The sequence below is a fragment of the Saccharopolyspora sp. NPDC000995 genome (assembly GCF_053599315.1).
This window is the reverse complement of sequence record NZ_JBSFLZ010000163.1, coordinates 1-13,693: the sequence shown is the minus strand read 5'-3', so window position 1 is coordinate 13,693 and position 13,693 is coordinate 1. Positions and strand designations below refer to the sequence as shown.

Sequence of the window (13,693 nt, the reverse complement as noted above, 5' to 3'; positions counted from 1 at the left end):
ACCAGCCCAGACGGTCCCATCAGTGGCAAACAGGTGGTCCCATGCTCCTGGCAAAACCGGCTCTGAGGTGGTCCCTTACTCCTGGCAGCCGACACCGTGGGGCTTCAGGCGTCGCAGCCGCGGATCGGCCAGGATGAGAAGTGCGCGATGATCCTTCCGGTACTTGGGTGACGTTGGTTCATAGACGGAGACTGGTCTGGTCGAGGGTGGCGCTCGGGCGATGTGCACGCGAGCGACTGTGTCGGTGCGCGCCACACCGTCCGGCTGCGCGGAGAGCACTCGCCGACGCTTACCCGACCTTCGGGGCTGCGCAGTGGTCACGGCGACCGCGGAAACCACTGATGCGATGCCGGCGTGATCGACGCCCTGCCCGCGATCGCGGAACTTGACAACGACCGCTGCAGCGGGCATCTCGCACGCAAAGGTCCGCCCCGAAGAATCCGCGGCGGAAAGACTTGTATTTTCGGGTAGCGTCTCCCAACCCTTTCGGGCATTGCGAGTGAAAGAAGCTGGCCCTCGCGCGCAACGAGGCCCCACACTCACGGTTCGTGACGATCATCGAATCGACCCGGCCATCCGGACATGGAGCCCCAGAGCCGGTCCATCCGGCAGCCAGAAACGCTCCGACGTGAGAGTCGCGTCCCGGTCCGATTCTCTTGCGATCCAACCAAGCGCCTCATGCGGGGAACCGCCTGGAAAGCGGCCCACATCGCTACAACGACGTTCGACAATATTTTTCGGATAAGTTTCGAATCAGCCGCGCGCAGGGCGTTTGGCGCGAAACCGATCACCCACACTATCCCACTCCAGCCTTTCTGTGAACGTTCCGCCAACCGTCGATAGGTGGAGGAGATTTGACCGCGAGTCGTCTCGCGACGACGGCAAGCCAAATTGGTTGCTCATTCCAGAAGCAGCCGCACTCTACTGCGAATGGCAGGCACGTCCTGGGCCGCGTCGCCTGCCAGCGCACCAAAGAACCGCCCGTGCGCAACGACGGCGTTCCCCAGGTCGGGGTGCACATGGTGGCCACTACCGCCGGACCATTTGCCGAAGTGCGGTTCCGCGGTCATCAGCCGTGGCAATCTCTGGCGCCACGGGATTGACGACAATTACCAGATCGAGGATCTCGACTTCATCAAGGTCTATGTTCGCGATGCCGAGGACCTTCCGGTCGTACGCGCAACATGTGATGAAGTGTTCGCGCCGCGCGAACATCGCTTATCTCAGCGTGGCCGCGTGCGGCCAGATCTTTTCGTCGGAATTGAAAGAATCTGACAAAGGAATGCCACTCGATATGAGACGCACCCCATCCGACCATAATCAGTCCACGTCTTCCAACGGAAACCTCGTCGAGCAACTGGAATGGCTCGCACGGGCGAACAGTTGGATGGACCGGCCCGCCTACATCGTGGATGAGAAGACCCACCTGTACCGGGAGATCTATGCGGGCGCCGGGCGCGCCGCCGCTGGGTTCACCGCCTGCGGTCTCGGCGTGGGAAACCGGGTTCTGCTCGCCTTGCCCGACAGCATCGACCTCGTCTATTCATTGCTCGGCGCCCTACGCGCCGGCATCGTTGCCATGCCGGTCAACTCGGACCTGCACCCCGATGAGTTGCGCCGCGCCGCAGAGGTCGCCGAACCCGACGCCGTCGTTTGTGAACCTGAGCTCGCCGGATACTTCCCATACCCGTTGATACCCCCGGGACGAAGACGGGTTCTTCCGCATCCATGGTCGCGCCGACGATATCGAGATCGTCGCAGGCGCCAACGTGCACCCGACCGAGGTCGAAGACCTGCTCATGACTCATCCGGCGGTCCGTGAAGCAGCGGTCTGCTCGGCTCGGAATGCAACGGGCGTCTCGGCACTGCGCGCGTTCGTCGTGCTAAACGGTGACGCGGAACCCGACACCGTCAGCGCAGAACTCATCGCAGCGGCAAAGCAGGCACTTACCTGGTACAAGGTGCCGGAGGAGGTCGTCTTCGTTCCTGCGCTTCCCCGCAATCCGACCGGCAAACTACTGCGCCGACAATTGCGCGCCATGGCGGCGAATTCAGAACAGGAAGGTACATGATAATGGTGCAAGCGGCGGCAGCGCCGGGAAAAGAAGACGGCATAAAAACAGCCATTGCGGTAGCGATCACGATGCTGCTCTGGGCTTCGGCGTTCGTGGGAATCAGATACGCTGGCGCCTATTTCTCACCTGGTGCGTTGGCGTTGGGTCGGCTGGTGGCAGGATCTGTGGGCCTCAGTGCGATCCTGGTACTGCGTGGCGAAGGGTTGCCGCCGCTGCCGTCGTGGCCAGGCATCATCGGCGTGGGTGTCTTCTGGTTCGGGCTGTACATGGTTGCGCTCAACTGGGGTGAGCAGCATGCCGACGCTGGGACGGCATCGTTGGTCGTGGGCACGGGACCGCTGCTGTTGGCACTGTTGAGCGGATGGCTGCTCAAGGAAGGCTTTCCTCCCCGGCTGCTGATCGGCCTTGCTATCGCGTTCGCGGGTGCCGCGGTGGTCGGTCTGTCCACAGGCGACGGTCACACCAATGTGCTGGGTGTGCTGCTGTGTCTGGCTGCTGCCGCTGGATACGCGGTCGGAGTCACGGCGCAGAAGACGGCTCTCAGGCACGCCTCTGCGCTGCAGGTGACGACGTTCGGCTGCGCGGTCGGTACTCTGGCGTGCTTGCCGTTCGCTGGGCAGCTCGTCGACGACCTGGCGGCCGCGCCCCTCGGCGCTTCACTCGTGATGATCTACCTGGGCTTGTTGCCGACCGCGCTGGCCTTCTACACGTGGGCGTATGCGCTGGTGCGGACACCGGCAGGTCGCCTGGGAGCAACGACATACGTGGTTCCGGTATTGGTCGTGTTCCTGTCGTGGCTCCTGCTGGGTGAGGTACCCACCCCGATCGCGCTGGCCGGCGGTGGCCTAGCGCTGCTCGGCGTTGCGGTGTCCCGGACGAGGTCGAAACGCGCCGATTCAGCGCCTACGGCCAATGCGCGCGATTGACCGACCAGGCGCCCCAGTGCCCACAATGGAGGTTGGCGCGATGTATTTGTTCCGCAGGAGTTTTCCGGCTACGCGGAAGGCCCTTGCCAGACCGGAGCCAGTCCCGTGAACGCCGCACCATGGACTAGCACCGGCGTCACCGACGTGCCCACTCCACTGGAAGTACGCACCTGCCGACCCACGCCGCCGCGTGGATGAACAAGCGCCCCGCGCCCGACCCGTCGGATTCAGGGGTTCGGCGCGGGGTGCTTTCGTAGCTCCCGATCTGGTTACTCCTCCGCCGGAAGCTCGATACGCGGGAACAGCGGGGTGGGCTTGTCGAGTTCGTCGCCGCCGTCGCCGAGCTGCGCGGCGACGCGCTGGGCGGCACCGGGCAGGAACGGGGTCAGCTCGTCGGCCACGAGGCGCTCGGCGTCGACAAGCGTGCGTAGCACGACGTCGAGGCGCGCGGCGGAGTCCTGGTCACCGTTGTTCTCCGCCTTCGCCAGGGTCCACGGGGCGTTCTCGACAACGTACCGGTTGGCCTCGTCGACGATCTCCCACAGCGCGCCCGTTGCCCCGCGGAAGTCGAAGCGGTCCATCGCGGCGTCGATCCGGTCCCGTATGCCGTCGACAGGGCTTAGCTCGTCGGTCGTCCTCGGCGCGGGCACGATGCCGCCCCGGTATTTGTGGATCATCGACACGGTTCGGTTGACAAGGTTGCCGAGCCCGTTGGCCAGATCCTCGTGATAGCGGCCGATCAGCCGTTCCAGGGTGAAGTCGGCATCGCCCACCCGGGGCACGTCTCGGGCCAGCCACCAGCGCAGCGCGTCCGTGCCGTAGTCCTCGACGATCGCCACGGGATCGATGGCGTTGCCCAGCGACTTGCCGAGCTTGCGCCCGTTCACCGTGAGGTAGTCGTGCACGAAGATGTGCGTCGGCACCGGCTGGCCGGCGCTCATGAGCATCGCCGGCCAGTAGATCGCGTGGAAGCGGATGATGCCCTTGCCGATCACGTGGTTCCTGCGATCGGAATTCGCCCACCAGTAGTCATAGAGGTCAGCCGGCCCGGCTTCACCGTCGCCGAAGTCCAGGGCGCTGATGTAGTTGCCCAGAGCGTCATACCAGACATACATGACCTGGCTCAGGTCGTCGGGGACGGGGATACCCCAGCCGCGCGCGCGTTCGACCGACCGGGACACGCTGAAGTCCTGCAGCCCGCTCTTGATGAAGCTCAGCACCTCGTTGCGCCGCGACTCCGGTTCGATCTTCAGGCGACCGGATTCGATCAGCTCACGCAACTGGTCCTCGTAGTGGGAGAGCTTGAAGAACCAATTCTCTTCGGACACTTTCTGAGGCGGCGTCAGGTGTTCGAGGCACAGCCCGTCCTCGGTGAGTTCGGACTGGGTGTAGAACTGTTCGCAGCCGACGCAGTACAAGCCCTCGTAGTGCTTCTGGTACAGGTCGCCCGAGGCGGCAGCCGCCCGCCACAAGCGCTCCACACCCGCCGTGTGCCGGTGCTCGCCGGAAGTGCGAATGAAGTCATCGAAGGAAATGTCGAGGGGCCCGCGGAGATCCTTGAACGCCTGGGCGTTGAGGTCAACGAACTCCTGAGTCGGCATCCCGGCGTCCTCGGCCGCGATGGCGTTCTTCAGGCTGTTGTCGTCGGTGCCGGTCAGGAACCGCACCTCGTGCCCCCGGTGCCGCCAGTGCCGGGCCATCATGTCGGCCTCCACCAGCTCCATCGCGAACCCCAAGTGCGGCTTGGAGTTGACGTACGGGATGGCAGTGGTGATGTAGCGACGTGAGGTCATGGCCCTCTCCGATGCGAACGCAACATTGGCGTGATCAGGGTAGCGACTCGGCCATATGTCAAGGCGGTCGGCGTCACCGAGAGCACCGACCGCCTCGCCGAGCGTCACAAGATCACGCGAGCGTGGCCACCCGCTCCACCGTCGCCGACACCTCGTCGACCGCCGGCGGAGTCAGCGGCAGAACACTGGTGGTCACCTTCGACCACAAGTGTTTGCCGTCCAGTTCCTGCTCCACCGACTCCACCCGCAAGATCTGGTAATACGGGATCTCCACCGCCTGCTCGGGCAAATAGTGCGGGTACGTCGTCGAGCCGTAGATCGTCGACCCGTCCTCCAACTCGGCGGCAAACCGGGTGGTGACCACTACGAGGTTCGGCCCGGCCTGCATCATCACGCCATCGAACGCCGGGATGTGCGCGATGCCGTTGACCCCGCGCCGCAGGTGCGACAGGCCGCCCTCGATGCGGGAGTGGTCGAACGCCTGCGAGCCGCGGAAGTCGGTCACCGACGAGGCGCGCACGTGCGCCATCGTCTGCCCTTGCTCGTCGCGCAAGAACGACTCGCGGCTGTTGCCGGTGAGGTGTTGGCGCCGGGGCGGCCGCCGAGCATCGTCGACGCGTCCCACCCGGAAAACCGCGCCGACTGCCCCGCCCCCAGTTCGTTGCGGATCGCGAAGATCTCACCGAGGCGGTTACCGGCAGGGTCGTCAACCGCGATCACCACCCAGCAGCGATCAAATGCCCTCTCACAGCACGTGCCGCCCACTTTCCTTTTCGTACGCTCGGCTTTGATCTCCGGGAGCTGCTCCTCGGAAAGTTGGGGCGTTCGCCCCGCGCGACCAGCACCCGCCAGCGACCCCCGGCTGCGGCGACGGCGGCGAGTTCGCCGGGCGGCAGGGATCAGCGAGCCCGGACCACTCGCGCAGCGCGCGGTATCCCTTGGCCGTGATCGCGACTCGATGGCCGCACGGTGCGAACAGGCGGTGCAGGTCGATGTCGATGAGGTCGGCAGCCCACAGTTCGCGGAGGGAGTGGCGGAACTCGTCGGTCATCGGGCCCGCAACACCGGTCCCCCACTCGTAGCCGAGGCCGGGTCGGGCAAGTCCATTCTGGTAGCAGATCTTGCCCGCGTACACAGCGGCCAGCGCCGCCAATCGGGCTTCGGTGAACGTGGTTCCATGCATTTCAGGTCGTCCTCGGCTCGACGGAGGGCCGCGCTGCCCGGCACCTCGGCGTGGGCCGGGTCATCGCGGCTCGCTCGTTCAGGTGTTGACCTCGCGGCGGAATCCGTCAGGGATGATGAGGTCGTCGGGGGCGAGTTCGTGGATCGAGGGTTTGCCCAGGCCCAGCAAGGCCGAGTCGATGCCGCTGCGCAGGATGTCGAGGACGTTTCGGACCCCGGCCTGCCCGTTGGCCGCCAGCCCCCACAGGTAGGCACGTCCGATCATGACGGCGTTGGCGCCCAGCGCCAGTGCTTTGACAACGTCGCTGCCGCGTCTGATTCCGCCGTCGAAGAGGATCTCGAGCTGGTCACCGACGGCGTCAGCGACCGCGGGCAGCAGTCGGATCGCCGCCGGCGTGGAGTCGAGGTTGTTGCCCCCGTGGTTCGACACCGAGATGGCGGTGGCTCCGACGTCAACCGCGCGACGGGCGTCGTCGGGCCGGGTGATCCCCTTGATGGCGAAGGGCCCGCCCCACTGCTCGCGCAGCCACGCCACGTCCTCCCACGTCGGAAGCGGCGTCTGCATCCATTCGCCGTACGCACCGAAGAACGTCGGCGCCGTCTCCCCCGGGAGGACGACGTTGGGCGTCGTCAAGTCAGGCAAGCCGTGGCGGAGGAAGCCCCACAGCCAGCGAGGACGGAACATCCCCTGCGGCGCGAAGCGCAGCTTGGTCCGCAAGTCCATCTTCTCCGGGATCGGTGGGCTGCCCCAGTCCCTGGCGGTGGCGAAGGACCAGTCCAGGGTGACGATCAAGCCCGTTGCACCGGCGTCCCTGGCGCGCTGCATGCGCGCCAGGATCCGGTCGCGATCTCCAGCCCAGTAGATCTGGAAGAAGGTCTTCGGGTTGGCCTCCACGACGTCCTCGATCGACCTGCTGGCGAACGAGCTGAGCCCCATCGCGGTCCCGGCCGCTGCCGCCGCCCTCGCGACCGCTACCTCACCTTCGGGGTGCACGGCCTGCACGCCCGTCGGCGAGATGATCACTGGAAGTGAGATCTCCTGCCCGAGCACCGTGGTCGAAAGATCGCGCTTGGCGGGCAGGTCCGCGACGTGCGGCGCGAAGCCGAGCTCGCCGAACGCGCTGATGTTGTCGTTGAGGGTCAAGCCTCGTTCGCTACCCGCGACGAGCGCCTTGTAGACGGGCCTCGGCAGGCGCTTCTCGGCGCGTCGGTGCGCCTCGGCGACCGTTTCGAACCACTCCGACATTGCTGGTCCTCCCATTTCTGATCGTCATTGATCTCGTGAGTGCGAGCTCCGCGCGAGGCGGGGCAGCAACGGCGCGATCGTGCGGTTGCGAACCGCGCCACACCACAAGCCGGCGCCGTAGCACAGGTCGTCCAAGCGACGTACGAGCACGTGCGGCACGGGGTGCAGCGAGCTCCCGCTGTTGCGGTGGTCGAGCAGGCCGTCCACGACCGCTGCGGCGACGAGGACTCTGCGCGCCCGCCGGCTCGTCAGCGCTGCTGCGGCGCTGATCGGCCAGTAGTGGCGTGTCGCGGCGCGCACGAGTTGCCGGGCGGTGCCGTACAAGCCGCCAAGTGCCAGGAGCGTCGCCGCGCGGACCGGTGCATCGGCGTCTGGCATGCGGCGGGCCAGTCGCGCGGCGGCCACCGCGACCAGCACCCCCGCCAGGGGAGCCAGTCGGCGATTCGTCAGCAGCACTGCGGCCGCCAGCGACCACGCTGCGGCGTGCAGGGGCGGGACCTGGCCGGGGTGCCGCAGCGCGAGCGGCGCCGCTCCCGTTCCGTAGAACGCGCGCTGCGCCATCCACCTCCGAAGGTCCGTCCGGTGTTCGTGCGCGACGCGGGCAGCGGGCACGTAGCGAACTCGCCAGCCGGCCTCGTGCAGGCGCATGCAGAGGTCTACGTCCTCACCTACCCGCATGTCCGAGGCGAACCCGACTACGGCGTCGCGGCGTACAACGACGGTCGTCGCGGGCACGTACGCCAACCGCGTCAGCGGTGCGACGGGGCCTTCCCGCGTCCCCATGTCCAACGGAGAACAGGTCCGTTCGAAGGTCTCCAGCCAGTTCCGCCCAGCCTGGTCGAGGGATACGACGCGCGGCGCTGCCAAACCGACGGCGGGGTCGGAGAACTGCGCCAGCACCGTCGGAAGCCACCCCGGCCAAGGCACGACGTCGGAGTCGATGAACGCCACGAACCGAGTGCCGCAACGTCGCAATCCCGTGTTCCGCGCCGCCGCAGGCCCGAGGCTGCGCTCATGCCGGAACACCCACGCACCCCACTGGCAAGCGGTAGCGGCGAGCCGCTGCGGGTCGCGCGAGCCATCGTCGACCACCACGATCGGCAGATCTGCGGTCTGCGCATCGCACCTCAAGATGGTCAGGAGCCGTTCGAGCATGTCGGTGCGATCCCGGACCGGGATCACCACGGTCGTCTCAGCCACCTGCACCTCGGGCGGGCGCGGATCGACGATCCCGGCGTCGAGGAGCCTTCGGGCAACCGCCGCGCTCGTCGGTCCGGACACCGTGAATCCGCCGGATGCGAGCAGCTTCGCCGCTCGCCCGTTCAATCGAACCAGTCGCATCGGCGAACCTCCCAACAGCAGGCCACCGTTGCGGGAGCGGTGCACGTCCGAGGCGAGCCGGACCGCGAATCCGTCCGGCAGTCGGGTCTCTTCCGGTGCCCGCATCATTTGGGCTGGTGCTTCCGGGTGCGCCGCGTTCATCCGGCGAATCCTCCGTCCGCGTGCACGACCGAACCCGTCACTGCCACCGACTCCGGGGAAGACACCCAGGCCACGGCCTCGGCTACCTCTTCGGGGGCGAGCAACCGGCGCACGAGCCGGTGTTGGGCGAGCTCCTCCGGGCCGGAGAGCCCGTACAGCTTCGCCGTGGCGCAAAGCATGTCGGTGCTGGTCGAGCCCGGGGAGACGGCGACGGCGCCGACACCGGTGCCCTGCAGGTCGCAGGCGAGTCCCCGGACCAGGCCCAGCGCTGCGTGCTGGGCCGCGCAGTAGCCACCCAACCGCCACAATCCTTGGTGCGCGGCCGCCGAGGCCAGCGCGACGAACCGGCCGTTGCGCGGCTCGGGTTCCGCCATCCGTCTCGGAACCGCGGCGCGGGCCAGGTTGAGCACCCCGGTGACGTCGATGTCGACCAGGGCCCGCCAGCTTCGCTCAGGCAGCTCCCACACCGGCTCCCCGCCGACGATCGCCGCCGCGCAGGCGACGGCGGTGTCCAGCCCGCCGAACCGGCGCAGCGCCAGATCGCATGCGTCCACCAGCGATTCCGGCGCCCGGACGTCCGCGATCACGACTTGGACGTGCGGAGTCGATTCCGCCAAGCCATTCAGGCCCGCTGGCCTGGCGAGGGCGTAGTCCCCCGCTGGGTCGTCCGAGCAGCGGTCGACCGCCACGACCGACCAACCGGCCCTGCTGAGGCGGCGCACGACCGCCGCACCGGTACCGCGTGCCGCACCGGTCACTACCGTCACGCGACGCTCGCTCATGGCACACCCACCCGCGAGGCGTTCGCCAGCCGCCCGGTGCCGTCCACGCGCCAGGCTCGCACGGCCTCGGCGAGGCCCGCGGACATCTCCGCGAGCAGTTCGCCCCCCTCGGCGGCGTTCGCGCCGTCCGGCGAACCGATGACACCGTTCGGGCTCACCGCCCGCACGCCAACCGACATGAGGCGTTCGAGCACCCGGTCATCGGAGCCGAGCGGCCCGGACTCCATCCGTGCGCTTCGGACCGAATCGGGCCGCAGCGCGTGCATCAACGACGTCTCGGTGCGCCCGGCGTGCCCGTGGGACTCGCCACCTGAACAGGCCCACCACGCGACGTCGCGCCCCTCGTAGCGCAGTCGTCGCACCGCACCGACCAGGCTCCGCAGGTTGCCGCCGTGGCCGTTGACCACGACCAACCTTTCCGCCCACCGCAGCATCGAACGGCCGAGTTCGACGACCAGCAGGTGCAGCGCGGTGTGGCCGATGGAAACCGTCCCGGGAAAGCCCTCGTGCTCGCCGCTGGCGCCGTAGTTCTGCGTGGGCGCGAGCACCGCGTCGACCTCGCCGTGCAGCAGGGTGAGCGCTCTTTCCGCCACGGCGGTCGCGACAGCCGCATCCGTGTCCAGCGGCAGGTGCGGCCCGTGCTGCTCGCAGGACCCCAGCGGCAACAGCACTACCGGTCTGCGCGGCTCCAACTCGGTCCACGCCTGCTCGGCAAGGCGTGCGGTCATGACTCACCTCTTCGCGTCCCCAGTTGTGGCTGTTGCGTCCGCCAAGCGATGTTCACGCCATTCCGGCGAGCGGGCTTTCGTCGCACGGCCGCTGCGAAGCCCGCACGGCAGGCAGACCGAGGAGGACCTTCCGCCGCTCTCCCCGTCGCGAGTGGTCCTGCGTCGCACGCGGCACCCCAGAGTTGTCCACAGTGGTCAGGAGTTGGGCTCCGTGTCCCTTGACGCACTCCGGGTCGGGACCGTCCAACGGCAGGCCGGTGAAGAACTTCGCTGCCATGCATCCGCCCTGGCAAGCGTCGAACGCCGGGCAGGATGCGCACGTGCCGCCAGTCTGCGCCGTGCGCAGCTCGGTGAACAGGGACGAGTTGCGCCAGACCTCGCCGAACCCGGCGGCACGGACGTTGCCAGCCTTGAACACGTCGTGGATCGCGAACGGGCAGGCGTAGACGTCGCCCACCGGGTCGATCAGGCACACCACGCGGCCGGCGCCGCACAGGTTCAACCCGGGCAGGGGGCTGCTGCCCAACGCGTTGAGGTGGAAGAACGAGTCCCCGGTCAGCACCTCTTCGCCGTGGTCCAGCAGCCAGTGGTAGATCTGCATCTGCTGCTCGGCCGTCGGGTGCAGTTCGTCCCAGACGTCCGCCCCGCGCCCGGAGGGACGGAGCCTGGTGATTCGCAGCTGGGCGTCGTAGGAGTCCGCGATCACCTTGAGCTCGTCGAGCTGGTCGACGTTCTGCCGCGTCATGACCACCGAGATCTTGAACCCGCGCATCCCGGCCTCCGCCAGGTTGTCCATGGCCCGGCGCGCCATGTCGTAGGAGCCGGGACCGCGCACCGCGTCGTTGATCTCACGGGTGGCGCCGTCCAGCGAAATCTGTACGTCGACGTAGTCGGTGGCCGCAAGCTGGCGCGCCCGTTGCGGGGTGAGCCGGACACCGTTGGTGGAGAACTTGACACCCACATAACGGGACACCGCGTAGTCGAGCAGTTCCCAGAAGTCCGGCCGAACCGTGGGTTCTCCGCCGCCCACGTTGACGTAGAAGACCTGCATCCGCGCCAGCTCGTCGACGACGGACTTGATCTCGGCGGTGGTCAGCTCGTCCGGGTCGCGCCTGCCCGACGAGGACAGGCAGTGCTCGCAAGCGAGGTTGCATGCATAGGTCCACTCCCAGGTCAGGCAGATCGGTGCATCCAGACCGTGCTTGAACTGCTCGACCAGGGGCGGCACCGGTTCGGTCATCTCCCGGCGCTGCTCGACGATCCTCATGGCGATTCCTCGTCCCTCTCCGAAAGTGGTTGGCGGCCAATGATCATCTCGGCCTGCGCGAGGGAGGCCAGGGCTTGCAGGTAGCTCGGCCGTTGCCGGTCGTCGACCTGGCAGGCGCCGAGCGCCTCGTCGACCGAGCCGTGGTCGGCAAGCTGCTCGACGACCTCGACCAGCCGTCGACTCTTCAGGAACGACAGCCGCCGCGTCCCGAAGTGGTAGGCGAGCGCGCCGAAGGGTTCCGGTCGCAGGGCCACCTGCGGGTTCTGGCGGTACGGGAGGTCGGGCTGGAAGGCCGTGCTACCCATCGCAAACCACCGTCCTCAGTAGACGCCGCACATGCCGTCGATGGAGACCTCTTCGACCAGCATCTCCTCAACCACGTCGCGGGATTCGTCGTACTCGGAGATTCCGGTGGCGTGCTCGCACTCGGTTCCGAGGCTCTGCTGCTTCATTGCTTCTCACCTCTGCTGCGGGGATCTTGTGGGAAAGTGCGCCGCCAACGCTTGCGGCAAGAACACGCTACGAACGCGGCGGCACACGGCTCGCCATGCGACTGGACCTTCCGCCCCCGTCCGTTCGAACAGGTCGAACCCCGGCCACCACCCGCGGCTGAGCCGTGGGCCTGAGGACCTGCCCGAACGGACGGGTGCGGTCCCCACCGATCGTTCGGACCGCGCTTCCGGAGGACGGGTCTTGGTTCCAGAAGGGTTCTCGGGCGTGACGCACCGAACTACCTTCGCCACCCAGCCGGGCCCGATCCCGACACCGCCCGGACCAGCCGTAGCCAGTGGTCAACGTGCAACGCCGCGCGTGGAAAGGACTGCGAAATGCAGGTCGATGAGCTGCTCAAACCGTTTCCCATCAAGGAGTTCCACCCGTTCCCACGCGCCTTGATGGGACCGGGCGCGCACGAACTCATCGGTCCGGAGGCTCTGAAGCTGGGCTTCAAGCGGACCCTGGTGATGACGTCGGGACTTCGCGGCACGGACATCGTGCACAAGATCGCCGAGTCCATGAAGTACCACGGCCTGGAGGTCGTGGTGTACGACCAGGTCGAGTCCAACCCCAAGGACTACAACGTCATGGACGCCGTCGCGCTGTACCAGGAGAACGCCTGCGACTCGTTCGTCTCCATCGGCGGCGGCTCCTCCCACGACGCCTGCAAGGGCGCGCGGATCTCGGTCGCGCACGACGGGCGCAACGTCAACGAGTTCGAAGGGTTCAACAAATCGGAGAACCCGAAGAACCCGCCGCACATCGCGGTGTCCACGACGGCGGGCACCGGCTCGGAGACGTCCTGGGCCTACGTCATCACCGACACCACCACCGACCCGGACAATCCGCACAAGTACGTCGCCTTCGACGACGCCTCGGTGGCCAGCCTGGCGATCGACGACCCGGTGCTGTACTACGACTGCCCGATCGACTACACCGCGCAGTGCGGTTTCGACGTGCTGGCCCACGCCTCCGAGCCCTACGTGTCTCGGTTGAACTTCGAGCCGTCGCTGGGCAACGCGCTGCACGCGATCAGGCTGACAGCGCGGAACCTGCGGCACGCGGTGTGGAACGGCCAAGACCTCCCCGGTAGGGAAGGCATGATGTACGCCCAGTACATCGCCGCTCAGGCGTTCAACTCCGGTGGCCTGGGCATCATCCACTCGATCTCGCACGCGGTCAGCGCCTTCTACGACACCCACCACGGGTTGAACAACGCCATCGCGTTGCCCCGGGTGTGGGCGTTCAACATGCCGGTGGCCTACCAGCGGTTCGCCGACATCGCCGAGGCGATGGGCGTGGACACGCACGGCAAGACCACCGTGCAGGCGGCCGACGCGGCGCTGGACGCGGCCATCCGGTTGCTGCGCGACGTCGGCATCCCGGAGCGGTTCGCCGACGTGCATGCCGACACCTACTCGAAGAACCGGTTGGGGCAGGGGCCGACGAAATTCTACGAGCGAGCCAAGGAGATCAAGGGCGATGCCGAGGACGTCGACCGCATCACCAACCACGTGCTCGGTGATGCCTGCACCCCGGGCAACGCCAAGGAATGCACGTTCGACACGGTGCGTCCGGTGGTCGAGCACTGCATGACGGGCGAGTTGGACGACCTGCTCAGCTGACCCGTGCGACCGGCTGTGGTGCCGCCGGTGACCCGGCGGCGGTTGCCTTCGCCAGCTCCACGTCGTTGTCCAGGATCGATTCGCCGTGCACG

14 protein-coding genes are annotated in these 13,693 nt (G+C 67.3%); 4 read left to right on the top strand and 10 right to left on the bottom strand.

All coding sequences use genetic code 11. The features are described 5' to 3' along the window. Positions 1-1,153 precede the first annotated feature (1,153 nt). From ACWDKQ_RS32330 to ACWDKQ_RS32320, 3 genes are read left to right on the top strand one after another with little or no spacing between them, the layout of a single operon-like run. Entirely contained in the window at positions 1,154-1,822 is a 669-nt protein-coding gene (locus tag ACWDKQ_RS32330) for an AMP-binding protein (RefSeq protein WP_450142562.1), read from the top strand. Continuing rightward, positions 1,770-2,072, top strand: a complete 303-nt coding sequence (locus ACWDKQ_RS32325) for an AMP-binding enzyme (protein ID WP_450142561.1) — start codon at positions 1,770-1,772, stop codon at positions 2,070-2,072. The genes ACWDKQ_RS32330 and ACWDKQ_RS32325 overlap by 53 nt, the downstream gene beginning before the upstream one ends. Then, positions 2,069-3,001, top strand: a complete 933-nt coding sequence (locus tag ACWDKQ_RS32320) for a DMT family transporter (RefSeq protein ID WP_450142560.1) — start codon at positions 2,069-2,071, stop codon at positions 2,999-3,001. Before ACWDKQ_RS32325 ends, ACWDKQ_RS32320 begins: the two co-directional genes overlap by 4 nt. 269 nt (positions 3,002-3,270) lie before the next feature. Here the strand turns inward: ACWDKQ_RS32320 and ACWDKQ_RS32315 are convergent, their stop codons facing one another. The 10 genes from ACWDKQ_RS32315 to mftA form a co-directional block, all read right to left on the bottom strand. After that, positions 3,271-4,794 (bottom strand): methionine--tRNA ligase, encoded by a 1,524-nt coding sequence (locus tag ACWDKQ_RS32315; RefSeq protein ID WP_450142559.1) that lies wholly within the window; start codon positions 4,792-4,794, stop codon positions 3,271-3,273. Positions 4,795-4,906: 112 nt separating this feature from the next. Further along, on the bottom strand, positions 4,907-5,419 hold the full coding sequence (locus tag ACWDKQ_RS32310; protein ID WP_450142558.1) for a hypothetical protein: 513 nt from the start codon (positions 5,417-5,419) through the stop codon (positions 4,907-4,909). A gap of 120 nt (positions 5,420-5,539) precedes the next feature. Then, a complete protein-coding gene (locus ACWDKQ_RS32305; RefSeq protein ID WP_450142557.1) occupies positions 5,540-5,977 on the bottom strand; it encodes a hypothetical protein in 438 nt (145 codons plus the stop codon). A 78-nt stretch (positions 5,978-6,055) separates the two neighbouring features. Continuing rightward, positions 6,056-7,222 (bottom strand): pre-mycofactocin synthase MftD, encoded by a 1,167-nt coding sequence (gene mftD, locus ACWDKQ_RS32300; protein ID WP_450142556.1) that lies wholly within the window; start codon positions 7,220-7,222, stop codon positions 6,056-6,058. A gap of 24 nt (positions 7,223-7,246) precedes the next feature. Beyond that, positions 7,247-8,704, bottom strand: a complete 1,458-nt coding sequence (mftF, locus tag ACWDKQ_RS32295) for a mycofactocin biosynthesis glycosyltransferase MftF (RefSeq protein WP_450142555.1) — start codon at positions 8,702-8,704, stop codon at positions 7,247-7,249. Next, positions 8,701-9,471 (bottom strand): mycofactocin-coupled SDR family oxidoreductase, encoded by a 771-nt coding sequence (locus tag ACWDKQ_RS32290; protein WP_450142554.1) that lies wholly within the window; start codon positions 9,469-9,471, stop codon positions 8,701-8,703. The genes mftF and ACWDKQ_RS32290 overlap by 4 nt, the downstream gene beginning before the upstream one ends. 11 nt (positions 9,472-9,482) lie before the next feature. Further along, positions 9,483-10,214 (bottom strand): mycofactocin biosynthesis peptidyl-dipeptidase MftE, encoded by a 732-nt coding sequence (mftE, locus tag ACWDKQ_RS32285; protein WP_450142553.1) that lies wholly within the window; start codon positions 10,212-10,214, stop codon positions 9,483-9,485. 52 nt (positions 10,215-10,266) lie between these two features. Continuing rightward, positions 10,267-11,481 (bottom strand): mycofactocin radical SAM maturase, encoded by a 1,215-nt coding sequence (gene mftC, locus ACWDKQ_RS32280; protein WP_450142552.1) that lies wholly within the window; start codon positions 11,479-11,481, stop codon positions 10,267-10,269. Then, positions 11,478-11,786, bottom strand: a complete 309-nt coding sequence (gene mftB, locus ACWDKQ_RS32275) for a mycofactocin biosynthesis chaperone MftB (protein WP_450142551.1) — start codon at positions 11,784-11,786, stop codon at positions 11,478-11,480. Before mftB ends, mftC begins: the two co-directional genes overlap by 4 nt. 15 nt (positions 11,787-11,801) lie before the next feature. After that, complete coding sequence (gene mftA / locus ACWDKQ_RS32270; protein ID WP_450142550.1) at positions 11,802-11,933, bottom strand: mycofactocin precursor MftA; 132 nt, start codon at positions 11,931-11,933, stop codon at positions 11,802-11,804. Between the two features lie 375 nt (positions 11,934-12,308). On the opposite strand from mftA, the gene mdo reads away from it, so the two are divergent. Next, entirely contained in the window at positions 12,309-13,601 is a 1,293-nt protein-coding gene (gene mdo / locus ACWDKQ_RS32265; RefSeq protein WP_168589261.1) for an NDMA-dependent methanol dehydrogenase, read from the top strand. The last annotated feature ends 92 nt before the right edge of the window (positions 13,602-13,693 follow it).

Excerpts from the sequence above, each read along its gene's own strand:
- ACWDKQ_RS32330 (WP_450142562.1), top strand. The coding sequence starts at position 1,154 with ATGCCGAGGACCTTCCGGTCGTACGCGCAACATGTGATGAAGTGTTCG.
- ACWDKQ_RS32320 (WP_450142560.1), top strand. The coding sequence starts at position 2,069 with ATGATAATGGTGCAAGCGGCGGCAGCGCCGGGAAAAGAAGACGGCATA.
- ACWDKQ_RS32315 (WP_450142559.1), bottom strand. The coding sequence starts at position 4,794 with ATGACCTCACGTCGCTACATCACCACTGCCATCCCGTACGTCAACTCC.
- ACWDKQ_RS32305 (WP_450142557.1), bottom strand. The coding sequence starts at position 5,977 with ATGCATGGAACCACGTTCACCGAAGCCCGATTGGCGGCGCTGGCCGCT.
- mftD (WP_450142556.1), bottom strand. The coding sequence starts at position 7,222 with ATGTCGGAGTGGTTCGAAACGGTCGCCGAGGCGCACCGACGCGCCGAG.
- mftF (WP_450142555.1), bottom strand. The coding sequence starts at position 8,704 with ATGAACGCGGCGCACCCGGAAGCACCAGCCCAAATGATGCGGGCACCG.
- mftE (WP_450142553.1), bottom strand. The coding sequence starts at position 10,214 with ATGACCGCACGCCTTGCCGAGCAGGCGTGGACCGAGTTGGAGCCGCGC.
- mftC (WP_450142552.1), bottom strand. The coding sequence starts at position 11,481 with ATGAGGATCGTCGAGCAGCGCCGGGAGATGACCGAACCGGTGCCGCCC.
- mftB (WP_450142551.1), bottom strand. The coding sequence starts at position 11,786 with ATGGGTAGCACGGCCTTCCAGCCCGACCTCCCGTACCGCCAGAACCCG.
- mftA (WP_450142550.1), bottom strand. The coding sequence starts at position 11,933 with ATGAAGCAGCAGAGCCTCGGAACCGAGTGCGAGCACGCCACCGGAATC.
- mdo (WP_168589261.1), top strand. The coding sequence starts at position 12,309 with ATGCAGGTCGATGAGCTGCTCAAACCGTTTCCCATCAAGGAGTTCCAC.